This is a genomic window from Bilophila sp. T19-St14, assembly GCF_059728385.1.
Map to the genome: position 1 here is coordinate 933,560 of NZ_BAAGFT010000001.1, position 18,972 is coordinate 952,531.

The 18,972-nt window shown below is 59.4% G+C and carries 16 protein-coding genes; 11 read left to right on the forward strand and 5 right to left on the reverse strand.

The window, feature by feature from the left end; genetic code table 11:
* Positions 1-3 precede the first annotated feature (3 nt).
* A complete protein-coding gene (locus tag AC6I1V_RS04090; protein WP_302554462.1) occupies positions 4-2,370 on the reverse strand; it encodes a penicillin-binding protein 1A in 2,367 nt (788 codons plus the stop codon).
* Between the two features lie 413 nt (positions 2,371-2,783).
* Between AC6I1V_RS04090 and hisD the strand changes: the two genes are divergently transcribed.
* From hisD to AC6I1V_RS04110, 4 genes are all read left to right on the forward strand, one after another.
* Positions 2,784-4,085, forward strand: a complete 1,302-nt coding sequence (hisD, locus tag AC6I1V_RS04095; protein WP_486854687.1) for a histidinol dehydrogenase — start codon at positions 2,784-2,786, stop codon at positions 4,083-4,085.
* Between the two features lie 43 nt (positions 4,086-4,128).
* Positions 4,129-5,025 carry a phosphoribosylaminoimidazolesuccinocarboxamide synthase gene (locus tag AC6I1V_RS04100; RefSeq protein WP_479858948.1) on the forward strand — a complete coding sequence of 299 codons (897 nt, stop codon included), beginning with the start codon at positions 4,129-4,131 and terminating at the stop codon, positions 5,023-5,025.
* A 311-nt stretch (positions 5,026-5,336) separates the two neighbouring features.
* Positions 5,337-6,101 (forward strand): enoyl-ACP reductase FabI, encoded by a 765-nt coding sequence (locus AC6I1V_RS04105; RefSeq protein ID WP_302554459.1) that lies wholly within the window; start codon positions 5,337-5,339, stop codon positions 6,099-6,101.
* A 1-nt stretch (position 6,102) separates the two neighbouring features.
* On the forward strand, positions 6,103-6,234 hold the full coding sequence (locus AC6I1V_RS04110) for a hypothetical protein (RefSeq protein WP_486854688.1): 132 nt from the start codon (positions 6,103-6,105) through the stop codon (positions 6,232-6,234).
* A gap of 98 nt (positions 6,235-6,332) precedes the next feature.
* Here AC6I1V_RS04110 and AC6I1V_RS04115 read toward each other — a convergent pair whose 3' ends face one another.
* On the reverse strand, positions 6,333-6,662 hold the full coding sequence (locus AC6I1V_RS04115; RefSeq protein ID WP_308772009.1) for an IscA/HesB family protein: 330 nt from the start codon (positions 6,660-6,662) through the stop codon (positions 6,333-6,335).
* A 209-nt stretch (positions 6,663-6,871) separates the two neighbouring features.
* Positions 6,872-7,210 (reverse strand): IscA/HesB family protein, encoded by a 339-nt coding sequence (locus AC6I1V_RS04120; RefSeq protein WP_308772010.1) that lies wholly within the window; start codon positions 7,208-7,210, stop codon positions 6,872-6,874.
* Between the two features lie 372 nt (positions 7,211-7,582).
* Here AC6I1V_RS04120 and pyrR point away from each other — a divergent pair, with 372 nt between their 5' ends.
* The 3 genes from pyrR to AC6I1V_RS04135 are packed head-to-tail and all read left to right on the forward strand — an operon-like array spanning position 7,583 to position 10,187.
* Positions 7,583-8,122, forward strand: coding sequence for a bifunctional pyr operon transcriptional regulator/uracil phosphoribosyltransferase PyrR (gene pyrR, locus AC6I1V_RS04125; RefSeq protein WP_486854689.1), 540 nt, complete (start codon positions 7,583-7,585; stop codon positions 8,120-8,122).
* A gap of 35 nt (positions 8,123-8,157) precedes the next feature.
* Positions 8,158-9,381 (forward strand): replication-associated recombination protein A, encoded by a 1,224-nt coding sequence (locus AC6I1V_RS04130; protein ID WP_486854690.1) that lies wholly within the window; start codon positions 8,158-8,160, stop codon positions 9,379-9,381.
* Between the two features lie 8 nt (positions 9,382-9,389).
* The gene (locus AC6I1V_RS04135) at positions 9,390-10,187 is read left to right on the forward strand and encodes a lysophospholipid acyltransferase family protein (RefSeq protein WP_486854691.1); all 798 of its coding nucleotides are present in this window, start codon (positions 9,390-9,392) and stop codon (positions 10,185-10,187) included.
* A gap of 1,284 nt (positions 10,188-11,471) precedes the next feature.
* Here the strand turns inward: AC6I1V_RS04135 and speB are convergent.
* Positions 11,472-12,344, reverse strand: a complete 873-nt coding sequence (speB, locus tag AC6I1V_RS04140) for an agmatinase (protein WP_497736864.1) — start codon at positions 12,342-12,344, stop codon at positions 11,472-11,474.
* A gap of 778 nt (positions 12,345-13,122) precedes the next feature.
* On the opposite strand from speB, the gene AC6I1V_RS04145 reads away from it, so the two are divergent.
* From AC6I1V_RS04145 to AC6I1V_RS04160, 4 genes are all read left to right on the forward strand, one after another.
* Positions 13,123-13,776: a GntR family transcriptional regulator gene (locus AC6I1V_RS04145; protein ID WP_302554252.1), complete on the forward strand. Its 654-nt coding sequence runs from the start codon at positions 13,123-13,125 to the stop codon at positions 13,774-13,776.
* A 98-nt stretch (positions 13,777-13,874) separates the two neighbouring features.
* Positions 13,875-15,821, forward strand: a complete 1,947-nt coding sequence (locus AC6I1V_RS04150) for an SPOR domain-containing protein (RefSeq protein WP_486855010.1) — start codon at positions 13,875-13,877, stop codon at positions 15,819-15,821.
* 393 nt (positions 15,822-16,214) lie between these two features.
* Positions 16,215-16,346, forward strand: a complete 132-nt coding sequence (locus AC6I1V_RS04155; RefSeq protein WP_302554250.1) for a hypothetical protein — start codon at positions 16,215-16,217, stop codon at positions 16,344-16,346.
* 522 nt (positions 16,347-16,868) lie between these two features.
* Entirely contained in the window at positions 16,869-17,165 is a 297-nt protein-coding gene (locus AC6I1V_RS04160) for a hypothetical protein (protein WP_486854805.1), read from the forward strand.
* Positions 17,166-17,664: 499 nt separating this feature from the next.
* On the opposite strand, the gene AC6I1V_RS04165 is transcribed toward AC6I1V_RS04160, so the two are convergent.
* Positions 17,665-18,969, reverse strand: a complete 1,305-nt coding sequence (locus AC6I1V_RS04165; protein ID WP_486854809.1) for a 4Fe-4S ferredoxin — start codon at positions 18,967-18,969, stop codon at positions 17,665-17,667.
* Between the last annotated feature and the right edge of the window lie 3 nt (positions 18,970-18,972).

Sequence of the window (18,972 nt, forward strand, 5' to 3'; positions counted from 1 at the left end):
CAACTAAAACATCTGCTTCAGCAAATCCTCGCCGCGGGTGTTCACACCGGAAATGGCTTCCTCGGACGTGCTGGAGCCGGGCTCCGTGCCCGTGTAGAAGGGAAGCCGCAGCCCGCCGCTCCCCACGAGATGCCCGCTGGCCTGATCCACGTTCACAAAGGAAATCCCATCCGGCACGTCGAAATCATCCGGCGGATACGCCTGAAACGCCGACTTCGCATACTCGACGAAAATCGGCAGAGCCAGACCGCTGCCGGTACCGCTGCGGCCCATCGTCCGGGGCTGGTCGTACCCAACGTACATGCCCGTCACGAGATGCGGGGTAAAGCCGATGAACCACGCGTCTTTCCAGTCGTTGCTGGTTCCGGTCTTGCCCGCAACGGGCCGTCCGAGCACTTTGGCTTTCGTCGCCGTACCCGCGTTCACCACTTCCTTGAGCAGATAGGACATCACATAGGCGTTCTGCGGGGAAATGGCATCGCGCAGATCGGGCTGCGACTCATAGATGGTCTCATTCCAGAAATTCTTGACCGAAAGGATGAACCGCGCCTTGCTGACCATGCCGCCGTTGGCGAAGGCGGTATAGGCCTGCGTCATGTTCAGCGGCGTAACCGCGACCGCACCGAGGCTGACCGACAGCACTTCAGGGAAATGCGGCTCCAGCTCCAGATCCTTGGCCCGCTCAATGACTTTCTGAACCCCCATCTGCTGCACCACGCGGATAGTGCACAGGTTCCGGGACAGGGCCAGCGCCGTGCGCAGCAGGAGCGGCCCCTTGAAGTTTTTCTCGTAGTTGCTCGGACGCCACACGTCGCCGCTCTCAAGGAACTGCACCACGGGCGCGTCGAGGATGACGGAAGCCGCCGTAAAGCCGTTGTCCAGCGCGGCGGAGTAGACGATGGGCTTGAAGGACGACCCCGGCTGCCGGAACGCCTGCGTCGCGCGGTTGAACTGGCTTTCCTGAAAACTGTAACCGCCGACCATCGCCACCACGTCGCCCGTCTCCGGCTCAATGGATACGAGCGCGCCCTGCAATTCCGGGACGCATTGGAGCGACAGGCGGATAGGCTTGCCCGGTTCGGCCTCGTCCGGGTTGTACGGATTTTTGGGGTCGCTGACGGCGGCCACCCAAACGACATCGCCGGATTCAAGGAACTTCTGCTTGCTGCGGAGCGTCTTCTTCGCCCAGCTCAACTGTGCGTTATCAATGAACCCGCTGTACTTGCCGAGGCGGACGTCCACACCCTTGTCCGTAATCCGGGTGACGATGCCCTTAACCCGTTCGCCGTTCGCCAGCATATACGGGGAGAAATGCGATTTCTCGATGCGCCCTTTCAAGTCCGCCGCCGGAATCTTTTCCACCGGCCCATGCCAACCTTGGCGGCGGGTAAAGCCTTCCAGCCCGGAACGCAGCGCCTCATCCGCCGCCATCTGCGCCGGAGGATCCATAGCCGTCCGCACGGTAAAGCCCATCTGATAGACGGCATCCTCACCGTACACAGGCAGCTCGATGCCGAGCCTTTTGGCGTTTTCCTCGCTGAACAGCTCAATAAGCTGGCGCCGCACCTCTTCCAGATACCACGCCCCCTGGCGGCCCATGCCGTCCGCCATCTGCTTGAACACCAGCGGCTGTTTGAGCGCGGCGTCGTACTCGGCTTCCGTGATCCAGTTCAGCTCACGCAGGCGGCGCAGCACGTAATGTTGGCGGCCGATGGCGGCGTCCGGGTCACGGTAGGGGTTGTACTGGGAGGGGGCCTTGGGCAGGCCCGCAATGATGGCGCACTCGGCCAGCGTGAGATCCTTGGCGTTTTTCCCGAAGTACGTCCGCGCGGCGGCCTCAACGCCGTACGCGTTGGCCCCAAGGAAGGTCTGGTTCAGATAGATTGTCAGGATTTCATCTTTGGAAAGGTAATGCTCCAGACGGTACGCGAGGATGGCTTCCTTGATCTTGCGCTCGTAGCTGCGTTCGGGCGTCAGGAGCAGGCGCTTGATCACCTGCTGCGTGATGGTGCTGCCGCCCTGCCGCTTCGTGCCGGACTGGAGGTTGATGAGGAAGGCGCGGAAAATGGCGACCGGGTTCACGCCCTCGTGTTCATAGAATTCAGCGTCCTCAGCGGCCAAAAAAGCCTTGGGGAGCATGTCGGGCATCTGATCGAGCGAAATGAGGAAACGGTTTTCCCGGTAAAAAGAACCGATGACGCTCCCGTCACGCGCCAGAACGGTGGTGGTGAGTGCGGGACGGTAATCGGCGATACGGGTAAACCCCGGCAAATCCCGGGTAGCCCAAAAATAGACGCCAACCACGGCTGCGAGGCCAAGGGCCACGAGCACACCGATAATGGTTCCAAAAAGATAAAACGCTCTTTTCATGAGCAAGGCGATACCCTGTTTCCGCCCCTGCGTAAAGAGCGTGACGCGCATTCACAACACGGAAACGGCGTTTGTGCCGCGGTAGGCGGCTGATGTCTTATTTCTTGGAGTCCCAAGCAGATAGCCAATAAAAACGGCTCACTCATGGGACTCGCCAAAGAAAAGCTGAGGAAAAAGGCGGCATCTTCCGCCATGCCGTGCGGATGAAGCCCCGCCTTCCATGACGGAACCCAAAACGAAAACAATCCGGCCCATTGCCCGCGCCGCCCCTAAAAATCCACTTAGGGAAACGCCGGCGGGAGGCTCGACTTTCCGGCGTTCCTGCTCTAAAGTCATCTGCTCTTACCAAGCCCCTTCATCATCCGGGGAGCCCCGGAGACGCCCCCGGCCCGCCGGAGGCCCAAGGAGTCATCATGACGTGTCGTTTGCTGTCGCTGTCGTCAGAAGCCATGTGGCCGGAACTGCTTCAGCTTCTGGAAAACCGCGACAACCCCGATCAGACCGTGGAAACGGATGTGCGCGCCATGCTGGACGCAGTCCGCAAGGGCGGCGACGGCGCCGTCCTCGAATATGTCCGGCGGTTCGACTGCCCGGATATGCGGCCTCCCCTGCGCGTGCCCGCCGAGGATCTGGAACAGGCCGCCCGCGGCATCCCCGCCGAAAGCCTCGACTGCATCAGACGGGCGGCGGACAATATCCGCGCCTTCCATGAAGCCCAGAAAGATCGTTCATGGTTCCTCACCCGCGACGACGGCACGATCCTCGGCCAGAAGATCGAGGCCGTGGACAGGGCCGGGCTCTATGTCCCCGGAGGGCGCGGCGGCAACACGCCGCTCATCTCCAGCCTGCTCATGACCGCCATCCCGGCGCAGGCCGCAGGCGTCCGCGAAATCGCCGTGGCCACGCCGCCCCGTGCCGACGGCACCCTCAACCCGCATATCCTTGCCGCCGCGCACCTGCTCGGCGTGCATGAAATCTACCGCATGGGAGGGGCGTGGGCCATCGCCGCGCTCGCCTACGGCACCGAAACCGTCGCGCCGGTGGACGTCATCGCCGGGCCGGGCAACATCTGGGTGACCACCGCGAAACGGCTCGTGCAGGGCCGGGTGGGGATCGACATGATCGCCGGGCCGAGCGAAGTCCTCGTCCTCGCCGACGATTCCGCCAACCCCGAATGGCTCGCCGCCGACATGCTCTCGCAGGCCGAACACGACGCGCTGGCTTCCGCCATCTGCATCACGGACAACGAGGCGCTGGCCCATGCCGTCATCGCGGAACTGGAACGCCAGTCCGCCACCCTGCCCCGCGCCGACATCGTGCGCAAATCGCTGGCCGACTGGAGCGCCGTCGTCCTCGTGCCGGACATGGACGCCGCCGTCGCCCTCGCCAACCGCGTGGCCCCGGAGCACCTTGAAGTGCTGATGCGCGAGCCGTGGGCCGTGCTGCCCCGCATCCGCCATGCGGGTGCGGTCTTCCTCGGCCCCTACGCGCCGGAGCCCCTCGGAGACTACTTCGCCGGGCCCAACCACGTGCTGCCCACGCTCGGCACGGCCCGCTTCTCTTCGGCCCTTTCCGTACAGACCTTCTGCAAACGCACCAGCATCATCGCCGCCAGCCCCGCCTTCGCCGCCGCCAATGCGGACGCCGTGGCCCGGCTCGCCCGCATGGAGCAGCTTGAAGCCCATGCCCGCTCGATGGAATGCCGGAAGCAATAATCTCGTCAACGCTCAAACCACGCCAATGCCCAAAGGACGTCACATGAAAGTCACGACCAAAACCGACATCAAGGAATTCCCCTTGCTCAACCGGGGCAAAGTCCGCGATATTTATGATATCGACGACTCCACCCTGCTCATCGTCACCACGGACCGCATGTCCGCCTTTGACGTCATCATGAGCGAGCCGGTTCCGTACAAAGGCGTCATCCTCAACCAGATCACCCTGTTCTGGATGAAGAAGTTCGCCCACCTCGTCAAGAACCACCTCATCGAGAGCGATGTGGACAAGTTCCCCGCAGCGCTGGCCCCCTACCGCGAAGAGCTGGAAGGCCGTTCCGTCCTCGTGAAGAAGGCAAAGCCCCTGCCGGTGGAATGCATCGTCCGCGGCTACATCACCGGTTCCGGCTGGAAGGACTACAAGGCCACCGGCTCCGTCTGCGGCTACAAGCTGCCTGAGGGCCTGCTGGAATCCGCCCGCCTCGAACAGCCTCTGTTCACCCCGTCCACCAAGGCGGAACTCGGCGAGCACGACGAGAACATCTCCACGGCCCGCGCCGCGGAAATCCTCGGCAAGGACATTGCGGCCCAGATCGAGAGCATCGCCCTCGCCCTCTTCAAGGAAGGCCGCGCATGGGCTGAAAGCCGCGGCATCATCATTGCCGACACCAAATTTGAATTCGGCATGGTTGACGGCGAGCTGACCCTCATCGACGAAGTGCTGACGCCCGACTCCTCCCGCTTCTGGCCCGCCGAGGGCTACAAGGCGGGCCAGAGCCAGCCGAGCTTCGACAAGCAGTACCTCCGCGACTGGCTGTCCGCGCAGCCGTGGGACAAGACCCCGCCGCCGCCCGCCCTGCCCAAGGAAGTGGTCGAAGCCACCCGGAACAAATATCTCGAAGCCTACCGCATCCTGACCGGCTCCGAGCTTGCCCTCTAATATAAAATGAGGGAAAACCGGAGGAGGGCTTATCTCAAAGGGCCTCCTCCGGGCTTTCCCGTATGCCCGCCCAGCACTCGGCAGGCGGGAAGCCGGGCGGCGGAAATGCCGCCGGGCGCGTATGGCCGACGCCATCAAACCCGTCCGCAGGGTTGCCGGGCCACCCGTTGCCGGCCTCTTCGCGGTTCGGAAACTGCCTTTCCGCCGATGAAGGGAGTCCCGGATCGTTTTGGTTTGCCTGTCGCCGGGGGAGCTTTCCCTCCGGCCGCCGGAGGCCCCTTTTCCACATCAGTACCAACCACGAGGAAACCATGCTGTTGAAAGACAAAAAGTGCCTCATCTTCGGGGTAGCCAACAACAGAAGCATCGCGTACGGAATCGCTTCCTGCTTTAAGGAACAAGGCGCCCGGCTGGCGTTCAGCTATGCCGGTGAAGCCATCCACAAGCGCGTGGAACCCATCTCCGAGGAGCTCGGCGGCGAGTTCATCTTCCCCTGCGACGTGACCAGCGACGAAGACATCGCCGCAGCCGCCGCTCTCGTGAAGGAAAAATGGGGCAGCGTGGACGTGCTCGTCCACTCCGTCGCCTTCGCCAACCGTGAAGATCTGACCAAGCGTTTCATCGAAACCTCCCGCAGCGGCTTCGCCACGGCCCTGAACATCTCGGCCTATTCCCTGACCGCGCTCTGCCATGCCTTCGAGCCCATGCTGAACCCCGGCGCGTCCGTGCTCACCATGACCTACTACGGGGCCCAGAAGATCATCACCAACTACAACGTGATGGGCGTCGCCAAGGCGGCCCTTGAAGCTTCCGTCCGCTACCTTTCCGTCGATCTCGGCGCGAAGGGCGTGCGCATCAACGCCATCAGCGCCGGCCCCATCAAGACGCTGGCTTCCTCCGGCATCTCCGACTTCAAGCTGATCTTCAACCATATTGAAGAACACGCCCCCCTCCGCCGCAACGTGACCACCGAAGACGTGGGCAAGGCCGCCGTCTTCCTCGCCTCCGATCTCGGATCCGCCGTGACCGGCGAAGTCATGTTCGTGGACTGCGGCTACAACAATATGGGAATCTAGCATGTCCGTCCTGCTGGCGCTCGCCTTTCTCGTCGCCGTCGTCTGGCTGCTGGCCAAGGCGGAGGAAAAAGGCGCGCTGCATACCGGCGGGTGTCCCTGCTGCAGCCGGGGGCGCCACGAAAAGCGCCCGTAGCCGCAGGCATGCCCACGCAGCCCAAACGGGCTTTCCGCATGAAAAAAGGCGGTGTTCCGAAAAGAACACCGCCTTTTTGTCGTCAAATGCTGTGGGAGCTAGTGGGTGCCGCAGCTGCCGGAGGAACAACTGCCGCCGCAACTGCTCCCTCCCGTGTTGGCAAGGGGGATTTCGGGTTCGACGGAAAAGCCCATGTACGTCAGGTCGATGGTCACGCCGCCCACGGTTTCAAGAAGATCGCCGGCGATGCAAAAGGTAAATCCGTCCTGCTCAAAAACCTTGTCTTCGGGAGTAGGCTCATCCAGAGCCAGAGCGAGGCGCGGGCCGCGTCAGCCGCCGGCGGCGAGATACACGCGGATAGGCGTTTTTTCCTTGTCGGCAAAATACGCTTCCAGCTCATGGGAAGCTGTTTCGCTAATGGTAAACATGGTTGTTTCCTCCGGAATAAAGGGTGAAGAGGGGAAACGGACACGCACAGGAAAACGCCGTATCCGTATTCTTCAAAGGTAATGGACAAAAACGAACGGCAAGGGGCCGTTGGCTAGGGCTTTTCTCATGGAATCGCTTTTTGCGCAACGGAAACCCCGCCGTATGGCCGCAGAACCGGCGCGGGAAGGAGCTTCCCGCAGCCTCATGCTTAATGGCAGCCGCCGGAACTGCCGCAGCCGCCGCAGCAGGACGAGCAGCCGCCGCCGTTGCCGCTGCTCGGCAGGGGGATTTCGGATTCAACCACAAACCCCATATAGGTCAGGTTGATGGTCACCGCGCCGACCTTTTCGGCCAGTTCCTTGTTGATGCAGAACGTCAGGCCGTTGTCCTCGGACGTTTCATCGTCCTCGCCGGGTTCGTCAAGGGCGAGGGCCAAGCGGGGGCCGCTGCATCCGCCGGGGGCAAGGTACACCCGGATGGGGGTCTTTTCCTTGCCTTCAAAATACGCTTCAAGCTCTTTGCGAGCCTCTTCGGTAAGAGAGATCATCAGGTCCTCCAACGCAGCCTCATCCGTCGCTTTCAGTCTTTCGATAAAGGCTTTCTGCGGCTGCTTTCGGGATTGGTTAAGATTGGCGGTTCCGGCTCGACGCCTTTGGGCGGGAAGGCCGTTCTCCCGGACACGCGGGCGTGTTACAGGCCCTCGCTGCGACGGCCTGAGTGGGGATAACATAGTTGCCGGGCGGCCCTTGTCAAGCCTCATTTGCTCCCCCTGAGCCTCCCCACGGGCCCGTCCCCGTGTATTTCATGGACAAATCCGATCTTTTCACGCTACGGGGAATAGTATATCCTGAGTTTCGCAAGGCGCGCGGGAGCCCGTCCTCTCGCGGCACACGTACCCGGCCCTCAAGAGGAGTTGCCCATGAAAACCACCGTCCTTCTTCATGCCGACGAGATCGCCCGCGTCCTCGACCGTCTCGCCTGCCAAATCATGGAACGTCACGGAGACTGTGAACAAACCGTTCTGCTGGGCATCCAGCGGCGCGGGGTCGACCTCGCCGTCCGCCTCGGCAAGGCGCTGGAAGACAAGCTTGGGCGGAGGCTGCCCTTCGGCACGCTGGACATCAACCTGTACCGGGACGACTGGACGACGATGCACGCCCGCCCCACCATCGGCGAGTCCAACATCACCACACCTCTCGACAATAAAAACGTCATCCTCGTCGACGACGTGCTGTTCACCGGGCGCACCATCCGCGCCGCGCTGGAAGCCATCCTCGACTATGGCCGCCCCAAGACGGTGGAACTCCTTGTCCTCGTGGATCGCGGGCACCGCGAACTGCCCATCCACGGCGACTACGTGGGCCGCAAGATCAACACGGCCCGCTCTGAAAAGGTCAATGTCCTTATGGAAGAACGCGACGGCAGGGACGAAGTCGTCCTCGAAAGCGCCGACGCCTAACGGCACCCGCCCCGGCGGGCAAGCTTGGAGCCTCCATGCCCCTGTCCCAGCCTTTGCCTGAACGCCTGCGCCCCTCCGAACTGGCTCTCTTCGTCGGACAGAGCCACCTCGCCGAGCGCCTGACCACGCTCATGGAAGGCCCGCGCCTTCCGAGCCTGCTTCTGTTCGGCCCTCCGGGTTGCGGCAAGTCCACGCTGGCCCTCCTGCTCGCACGCGCCCGGGGCGGCAATGTCCTGCGCCTGAGCGCTCCCGAAGCGGGCCTGCAACAGCTCCGGCGCCAGCTTACCGGCGTCGATATCCTTGTGCTCGACGAGCTGCACCGCTTCTCAAAGGCGCAGCAGGATTTTTTCCTCCCCCTGCTGGAGTCCGGCGATCTCACCATGATCGCCACGACTACGGAAAACCCCTCTTTCAGCGTGACCCGCCAGTTGCTTTCACGGCTGCACGTCCTGCGGCTGCGCCAGCTTGGGCGGCCCGAACTGATCGAACTCGGCAGGCGCGGCACGGCGGCCCTTTCCGTCACCCTGAGTGACGAGATCCTTGATTTCCTCTCGACGGCGGCCCACGGCGACGCCCGGACCATGCTCAATCTGGTGGAGTACGCCTCGTCCCTGCCGGAAGAAAAGCGCAACCTGCCCCACGTCAAGGCCACCCTGCCCGAAATCATGGCCCGCCACGACAAGGATGGGGACAGCCATTACGAATACGCCTCCGCGCTTATCAAATCGATCCGGGGGAGCGATCCCGACGCGGCGCTGTACTATCTGGCCTGCCTGCTCGAAGGCGGCGAAGATCCGCGTTTCATCTGCCGGAGGCTCATCCTGTCCGCCTCCGAAGATGTGGGGCTGGCCGATCCGCAGGCCCTGCCGCTGGCCGTCGCCTGCCAGCAGGCCGTGGAGTTTGTGGGGATGCCCGAAGGCTACATCCCGCTGGCGGAAACCGTGGTCTACCTTGCCCTCGCGCGCAAGAGCAATTCCACCTATGCGGCCTATGCCAACGCCGCGCGGGAGGTAAAGATCAACGGCCCGCAGTCCGTGCCCCTGCATCTGCGCAACGCCTCGACGCAGCTCCAGCGCGAATGGGGGTACGGCAAGGATTACAAATACCCGCATAATTTTCCGCAGGCGTGGGTGGAGCAGGACTACCTCCCTCCCTCAGTCAGGAACCGCGTGTTCTACCAGGCCAAGGAATATGGGGAGGAACCCCGCCTGGCAAGCTGGAACAAGCGCCTGAAACGCACTAAAACCGAAAACCGTTAGGCTTCCCCATGACGACACCTTCGCATCTCTTCGACGCCGACAGCTATCTGACGTCCCCGCGTACCCCTTCCCTCCTGAGCCGCATCAACCCGAACCTGGGGTTCTACGCGCCCATGCTCTGGATTGTGCTCAAGGCTGGCTATAACGCCATGTGCAACCAATACGACGGCGAGGCATGGACTCAAAGCAGCGAGAGCATCGTGCACACGCTCGAAGCCGTGGGCTGCCGCATCGAAGCCGCCGGGCTGGAGCACTTCCGTTCCCTGGAAGGTCCTTGCGTCTTCATCGGCAACCATATGAGCACGTTGGAGACATTTGTGCTGCCTTCCATGATCCAGCCGTGGAAGGATGTGACCTTTGTGGTGAAGGAAAGCCTGCTGAAGTATCCTTTTTTCGGCCCTGTGCTCAGGTCGCGCGAGCCCATCGTCGTCGGCCGCAGCAATCCCCGTGAGGATCTCGTCGCGGTGCTCGAAGGCGGCGAGGCAAGGCTCAAGCAAGGCCGCTCGGTCATTGTTTTTCCGCAGAGCACGCGCAGTTCCGTTTTTGAACCCGCGCATTTCAACACCATCGGCGTCAAGCTGGCCAAGCGCGCCGGGGTTCCGGCCATTCCGGTGGCGCTCAAGACCGATGCGTGGGGAAACGGGAGCCTCATCAAGGATTTCGGCCCGGTGGACGTCAAAAAGACCATCCATTTTGAATTCGGCGCGCCCATGCGCATCGAAGGCACGGGCAAGGCCGAGCACCAGCAGATCTCCGAGTTCATTATGGAGCGCCTCGGCGTATGGGGGCGTGAACTTGGGGAGTAAGGGATATGGAATTGGGGAGGGGAGGGAGAAACTTTCTCAAGAAAGTTTCTCCCTCCCCTCCCCAAACCCCACCCCTCCCACTTCAAAGAGTTTCGTGTTTATCGAATCCCTTTTCATCAATATTCTGGACGCCCTTTACGGGGCGTTCTGTTTTTCCAGAAGGCTTTAGGCTGTGTCGTTATTTTCCATGTAATCATTTGAAATTATTAGAAATAATCTTTTTGCGATTTAAAAATAATTAAATAATTTCAATATATTATATACAATTAATGACACGGCATAGTAAGAACACGGCCGCCATATTCACACGATATGGTGAATATGGAGCAGTTATATGTTTGGCTGTGTCATGAAAATGGTTGATGCTTTCTTTCTTGAAGCTCCAAAGGAATAACCCAAATAAAATGCGTTAGCCATGAAGGACACCAATGCAAGATAAGTAAAAAGTCTGTATTTTCACCATATTGAGGATGTAAACCAGCCGTACCCTATAAAAGGGCTATATATTTTTATTGCTGTGTCATAGAAAATAGTTGCTGTTTTTTTCTTTGAAGCTCCAAAGGAATGACCGGAAAAATGCCTTAGCCAAGGATTCCGTTCATGGGAAAACCGGATAAAAGGGCCGTATTTTCACCATGCTGTGGAGATGAAACAACTATATGCTATGACAGATCCTTATTGAAACAATTTATCGCTGTTTTTTTTATCGGTTCTTTATTTGAAAGGCTGTGTCATAGAAAACGGTTGATGCTTTATTTCCTTGAAATTTCAAAAAAATAACCAATAAAATCCCCCCAATCACAGAGCCCACTAGCGGAAAATTTGGAGAAAAAGCATATATTTTCAGTATATTGCTGAAACAAAACAACCATGTACTATGACAGAGCCAAAAATAAAAAAACGACCGCATGCTACGACAAAATCATTTGAAATTGCAAAAAAATCAGACAACAACCGTTTGCTCTGGCAGAGCCTGCCATAATCCCCACACATAGCGGGTCGTTTCTTGTTTCGGATGCTTCGTATCCTCAACAGGCTGAACCCCATAAAAAGAGGGAAAGCTTTTTTGAAGGAAAGCTTTCCCTTTGGCCCTGTCATAGCATTTGATTGATGCCATTTTAGAATAGTTGATTTCATTGAGTCTTTTGGAGGTGCTTGTTGGTGAGCCCAGAGATAAAAGCGCTTTCCTCAGTACTGACTAGAATTACATGAATAAAATATCAATCTTTTGCTATGACAGGGCTTTCCCCTTTTAAGGAATGATTGCGGCAGGGCTGAGCCGTTTCAGCCGCGACCGCGCGCTGTGATCCCCATAAGGGCGTAAACAAGGCGGGCGGCGGCAAAATCGGAAGCGTGCATTCCGGGCACCGGAGCCAGCTCCACGACGTCGAACCCAAGGACATCCCGCCCGGACAGCGTCCGTTCCGCAATATCAAGAGACTGGTACCAACCGAGCCCGCCGGGGACGGGCGTCCCTGTCGCGGGCATGATCGACGGATCAAGGCCGTCCACGTCAAAGGTCAGATACACCTGACGGGGAAAATCCGGGGGAAGCAGGGATTCAGGAAGGCCGTTGCGGGCAATGGAGGCCGCATCATGGAATATGACGCCGTGTTCCTTGCGTGCTTCCACTTCATCAAGGCACATGGCCCGCACGCCGAACTGGGCCAGCGGCAGCCCCAAGTCCTTGACCGCGCGCCGCATGACGCACGCGTGGCTCCACGGGCTCCCTTCGTAGCTGTCTCGCAAATCCGCGTGTGCGTCGAACTGGATGATCCCGAATGTCCCGAACCGTTTTTTCAGCGCCGCGAGGGCGCCGTAGGTGACGGTATGTTCACCGCCAAGCAATACGGGCAGGCCGTTGCGGCCAAGGATGCCCTCGACCGCCGCTTCCACCCTGCCGAGCACGGTTTCCGGGGAACCGGAAGTATCGACCGCCGGCCACGTATAAATGCCCGCTTCGGCGGGGACGGATTCGCCATCCCACAATTCAAGTTGATCGGAGGCCTCAAGAATGGCTTCCGGGCCCCGTGCCGTCCCTCCTGCATACGACACCGTAGCCTCCAAAGGCACGGGCAGCACATGGAACAGGCAGGATTCCGGTTCGACGACCGGCAATTCCGAGGCAAGGAATCGGTGTGTGGTTTCGTAGGGCATGGAAATATCCTTTTTCAATGTCTGTGAGTGCGGTTGCTTGATCCCCTAAAAGGATTTGTAATACAAACTACTGGAAATATCTTTCCATTAAGCACGTCTCCACGTCAACATGCGGACATGCCGTGCTCTTACATGCGCCCAGCCGCTCCTCCTCCTCATCTTCCGAACGATGCTGGGGCCCTTTTGTTTGTGTTGGCGTTCTTCTCCATCGCTTTGCCGAAACCCAACTTTTCCTCTACCCTGATGAAAAACACTGGCTTGCCCAGCACCCGGAACTGCATCTGGGCGTTATCGCTTCACGCCTCCCGTTTGAAGCGCCCCCTTTGGAAAGGGAAGGCTGTGCCATAGAAAGGGGGTAAAGCCTTATTGCTTGAAATTTTAAAGGAATAATCAATAAAATGCCTCAAGCATGGAGCCCTTCGACGGAAAAGCTGGATAAACCGTCTGTAGTTTCACCATAGTGTGGGGATAAAACAGCCACATGCCATGACAGGGCCGAAAGAAAAAGGAAACGGGAAAACACCGCCAACGCCTGCGCAAATGCTTTGAAAAGACGCGCAGTATCCTTTTATTGCATGGCGACAATATACATTTTTCCATCTGTAACAAAATGTCTTCAACATCTTGACGTAGCGCCTATTTCCGTTACAGAATGCAGTAGTTCCATAGAAAAATACATTGAGGCTGCTGCCCGTCTTGCCTCTACTGTTATACGCTTTTTGAGCACTGCAAAACGCCTTGCGAACCTTTTCGTCATGTGCCCTTTGAAGGAGAAGCCATGCACACGTTCAAACGCCAAACATACAGCGGCCAAGTTGTCGAATTCATCAAACGCTGCATACTTGATGGCGAACTCGCTCCCGGCGAGCAGGTTAAGGAAGTCGTCCTCTCCGAACGGCTCGGCATCAGCCGCGCGCCAATCCGCGAAGCGCTGCAAATCCTCACGCAGGACGGCCTGATTACGTCGGAACCGCAGAAAGGGAAGTATATCCGTAAGATGACCCGTCAGGAAATAGAGGACGAATACGAAATCGGCGGCATCCTTGAAGGCGCGGGTGTGGCCGCCGCCCTGCCGCTCATGACCCACGTGGACATTGCCAGGATCTCAGGCATGGTTGAGCATATGGCCCGCCTTGCGCCCAGGGTGGGCGGCCTGTACGAGTTCACCGAAGTCGACGACGCCTTCCACAACGCCCTGCTCGCCCATTGTGCAAACCGCCGTCTCGTGGAAATGGCCCGTTCCGCCTGTACGAACATTTCCAAATTTCTGTTCTATAACCATTGGAACGTCTTGTTCACGCCACAGGAATTCGTGGAGCGGCACCGGAACATCTTTGAAGCCGTACAGACGCGAAACCCCGCTGTGGTGGAAGGGGCGATCCGCGAACACTACCGCGAATCAGGGCGGAGGATGGGGCAGTTTGGCTGCTGAGGCGCCCCCGGCGGAAGGATTCTTTTGCTGACGCCGGGCCGATTCTCGGATACAGTCTCCCCCGATAGCTGTTTTGAAATCCTATCGAAGGAGCAGATATGAGCACAGATACCCCCGTTCAGAAAGACGAGCCGAACGTCTCCGCAGAACAGCAGCCCGCCCCCGTCCAGCCCGCCTCCGCGGAGCAGGCCGCTCCCATGACGGAAACGGCGGCCACGGATATGGATGTGCAGCCCTCATCATCCCCGGAAACGGAAGCCGCAACGCCGCCCCCGGCGGAACCGGATCCCGCCGCCCTTTCCCCCGTTCAGGAAGAAAGCGCAGCCTCCGCGCCCAACGCCGCCAAGGTATCCGAACAGCCCGCCCCGAAAGCCCAGGCGCAAACAGCCAGCTTCGCTTCCCGCTGTTTCAACGGGTTCGCTTCCGTCGGCCCCCTGATCCTGATTCTTTTCTGGCTTATTCAATCCATGCCCACGCTTATGGGCCGGGAGCTGCACGCGCTGCACAGCCTGGGCGTCGGCCTGTTCGGGGTGGCCGCGTCCGGCCTTCCCGCCCCCGAACTGTACCCTGTCTATCACTGGTTCTTGAGCGCCTTGAGCCTTATCCCCGGCCTCGACAGCCTGTCTTTGGCGGCGTATATCCCCGGCGTGCAGCCGACAGCCGGGTTGGAGCAGATCAGCGGTTATCCGGTGCAGCTCCTGCCCATCGCCTCCGCCCTGTCCGCGCTCTTCCTGATCCTTCTGACATGGGCCCTGGCCAGGGCCACCGGCAGCGACAGGCGCACGGCCTTCGCATCCGGCCTGGTGCTTCTGACCGGCTTCGCCTGTATGGGGCTGCCCCGGATTTCCGGCAGCGACATGCTGTTCACGGCCGTCCTTACCCTTTCCGGCATCTGTCTGTACCGTGGATGGATCAAGGCATTTGCCCCCCTATGGCTCTTTGCCGGTTTCGCGCTCGTCGCCCTGTCCACACTGTCCGGCGGCCTGCTTGGCCTCGTCCTTCCGCTGCTTGTCAGTCTCGTATTCCTCATCTGGCGCGGGACGTTCCGCCGGGCCGGGGCGCGCGACGGCGCTCTCGCGTTCGGGCTGCTGCTCGTCCTGCTGCTCTCATGGGGTACGCTCATCGCTTTTGGCGACGGTGGGCGCGAATTGCTGAAGAGCCTCCTCGAAAACGAATATCTGGCCCCCATCCTTGAGGCATGGAAACTGCAAGGGCAGGATTCTTGGATCATCGTAGCCCTGCTCGCCGTCCTTTGGCTCCCGTGGACGCTGCTCCTGCTCTTCCTTCCGTGGGGACGGATCGGCGTCTTCTTCAAGGGGATCGTGGTCAACCGCAAACAGCGCCCCGGCCAAGGCTGGCTGTGGTGCAGCGTCATCGTGACGCTGGCGGTTCTCGCCCTGCTCGGCGCGAACATGCCCGTGCTGCTGATGCCCCTCCTGCCGCCTTTGGCCGTCCTGACCGCCCAAGGCGTGCTGAACCTTTCCGCGCGCGGCAGCCGCGGCTTTTTCCTCCTGTTGGCGCTCCTCTTGATCGCCCTTGGCCTCCTCTTCGCCGCAGCGAACATCTATCCGTTGTTCCTCGGCGAACTCCCCGCGCCGCTTTCCGCTTTGCAGCCCGCGCCGTTGGCTTTGACAGCCGCATTGGTACAGGCCTGCGGGCTCATCCTGCTCGGCATCATCCTCTGGAAGGGGCTCAACCGCTCCTTCGCCGGAGGCGCGCTGCTTGTCCTGACGTTCTTGGTGTTGGTTTATACGGCTCCGATGGCGTACTACGCGACGGCTGCCGCTTCTGTGGACATAACCGCGCCTGTGGAGCCCTTCCCGGCTCAGGAACCTCCCGCAATGGAGGATACGCCTTCTGAAACGCCCGTGCAGCCTTCCGAACCGGCTGCCTCGGCAACTGACGGGCAGGCCGCTCCCGCACCTTCCACTCCCGTTGAAGCCCCTGCCGCCGCGGAACCACAAGCCACGTCGCTGCCTGCCCCTGAAGAACCGGCAGCGGCAACGGAAGCGGCCCCCGCAGCCCAACCTGCTCCCGCCAATTAAAAGAGGGATTGGAAGAGAGAGAGAGAGAGAGAGAGAGAGAGAAGAAAGAGGATACTGTGGGGAGGGGAAGCTGAGAGCATTTCCCCTCCCCTCTTTTTCCCTCCCTCGCGTATGGGAGCCCGTTTTAACCGTAAAGGCCAATCCGTATACGCCCTCTACCTTCACGGATAAGAGAGCACCCGGTCATTGAAAAAGCAGGTTGCCGTACTCTTCCCACCCTTGCGGGTAAAAGTTTGAAACCGCAGGGCAAGCTCACGGCAGGGCTCCCCGGCTGGTATCAGCCCCCCGAATTCAAGCAGGCCCCAACTTCAGCCCAAAGCAGCGCCTTCTTGCCCCGTCCCGGTTCCCGGAAAGGGCCAGCCCCGTTTTTCTCCCAAGCCGGGGCTTTTGGGCATGGCGCTGTCAGAGTATTTGGCTGTTTTATTTCCACAACATGCTGAAAAAATGGCTCTGTTCAAGTTTACGGTTAATAAAGAGAAATATGCTCCTTTAACCGCCGGAGGCGTGAGCGTCAGCGAGCTTTGAGGACGTCCCCCGCCGCATGGCAATGCGGCATGGAGGGGGCGAGGAACGGTCAAATGCCTCGCGAAGCGCGGTTGAGAGCGGCGAAGCCGCGTGAGACGAAGCGCCGTCAGCCGTTGGCGGAGGGTGCCTTTCACTGCGCTGGAAGTGCGGCCACCTTCACGGCAGCGAATGTTCCGCTGAAACAGGGGCAGATGAACGACCTCTGATTGCTGTATCAGCCGGAAACTTTAACACAGCCCCTAAATAGGCTGTGTCATAGAAAAGGGTTGATGCTTTTTTCCTTGAAGTTCCAAAGGGATAACCGGAAAAATGCCTTAGCCGTGGATCCCGCCAAGGGGAAAACCGGAGAAAAAGGCTGTATTTTCACCTCACTGTGGAGATGAAACAACCACAAACTCTAACAGAGCCTAAAAATAAAAGGCCCTGTCAGGGCACATGGTTGTTTTGTTTCATCAATAGACTGAAAATATATGCTTTTTCTCCAATTTTTCCGCTGGTGGGCTCCATGATTGGGGCATTTTATTGGCCATTCCTTTGGAACTTCAAGAAATCACGCATCAACCGTTTCCTATGGCACGGCCTTTTGCAGAAGGCCATGTCATGGGATGCAGTTTTTCATCTCCACAGTATGCCGAAAATACAGGCTTTTTCTTCAGTTTTCCGTTGGCGGACTCTATGCCTGAGACACATTCTTGGTTCTTCCTGAGACATCCACTTTTGCAATGGAATCAGCATTTCAACTATTTGAAATTCAAAATGATTTTTAGAAAATCATCAAAAAGGCAACTGTCTCTCTTCCGTTGGAGCCCTGAGAAATGAAGCATCAACCATTTCCTAATAATACGGCCTTACGGAACAACGCCGCAAAACCCCATCCAAACCGGCCCCTCCAACATTCCATATCCCTGCAAACGCCATAGCCAAAGGGGGGAGATTCCACAAGGAAGCCCCCCCAAAAGCAAAGGCTGTGTTTAAGTTTGTGGTTGATACAAGATTCCAACTGGAAAGGAAGAGTTCTTTGGAAATGATTTGGAGGTCTCGCAACAATTCTTCAAAACTGGATTTCATGTAATGAACAAAAAATGAGAGAGGCCCACATCACCAGACGTGGAACGAGCTTTTATCTATTGATTTTCATTGAAAAAATCATCAACCGCAAAATTGAACACAGCCAAAGCAAAAGCCTTCTGCCTATTGAAAGTTCAACGGCGGCATGCGCGGGCAACGCGAGGAGCATCACGAGTGGGAGCGGGAAACCGTGGTGGGGAACCATGCAAGGGAGACGGGCTCTCAGCTTCTTTTCCTTGCGGGCCACGACTCATACGCGGGCGACGGCAAGGAATACGGCGTGCATGATGCTGAGGAGCACAACAAAAACGGATTCAGCGGCTCCGCACGTTTTCCCGTACAAGGTCATGGCCAGCCCGTCATGGCGGCAGACGGAAAGGCAATCCCGGCACAGCGTACAGCCGGGGCCCGGCCTTCCCGACTCCAGCCGATCCGGGGTCAGCGCACCGTACCGGCAGACACGGGTGCAGGCGAGGCAGCGCGTACAGGCATCCGTCCGCCGGATGCGCCACGGCGCGATCTTGCCGAGCCACCTCGCCACCAGTCCGAGCGGGCATACGGCAAGGCAGTAGCAGGCGGAACCGTACCGGCGGCTCAACAGTGCGGCAACGGGCAGGAGCAGCAAGCCGAACGCCAGGCCAAGCGCAACGGCGGCCTCGGTTGGCGCGCCGGACAGCCGGAGGAGGATGGGGACGGTCAGGGTGAGCCCAAGACAAACCAGCCGGAGCCGGGGCATCCAGCGCGGAGGCGGAAGGGCCTTGCGCCCGGAGGCCGCTACGGTATCCCAGACCCCGAAATAGCACAGGTGGCTGCACCACGCAGCCCCGGCCAGCAGTACGGAGACGCCGAACAGGATGGGCATGAACAGCCCGCCGCCACGGTAGAGCGGGGCCGCGAGGATCATGCCCGGCACGGGAAGGTGGAGCTTCCCGGTCATGAGGAACAGGCCGTATCCGGCAAGGCCGAGGGCGAGCTGTGTGAAAAAGGCCGCCGAGAACAGCCGCCAGATGAATAGGCGTGTGCGCGGCGCGGCTCCCCTGTCCCCAAGCCGCGAGGCCACCCACGAAGCCCAAAAACCGGCAAGCAGAATATGGAGCGGTGCCCATCCGGGCAGGAAACGTTCCGTCAGGAAGACCTGCGGCGCGACGAAAAGCAGCGGCGTCAGGACAGCGATGGTTCCGAAAAAGGCCCCTGTCCGTATGAGCGCCCTTTTCTTGCCGCGCCCATACCATGCATCCCCAGTCTTTCCCTCCAGCAGCAAGGCCGCCGTAGCGGTGAACAACGACACGCCGAGCAGGATACACGCCAGCCGCATCCACGGCTGTTCCATGAACATCCGAAGCTGTACGGACTGCGCCGCCGTCCATATCCAACGCGCGGCCAACAGCGGCAGCAGGATAAGCACGGCCTGCCGTATCCATGCCTCCCGCCTCCAAACGAGCAGTGCGAACAGCATGCAGCCAACGGAAAAAGGGTATTGCCCGGCACGCCAGAAGTGCGCGCCGCCCAATGCAAAAGCCAGCGAGGACGGGACAAGGCACAGGATCAAACGCATGGT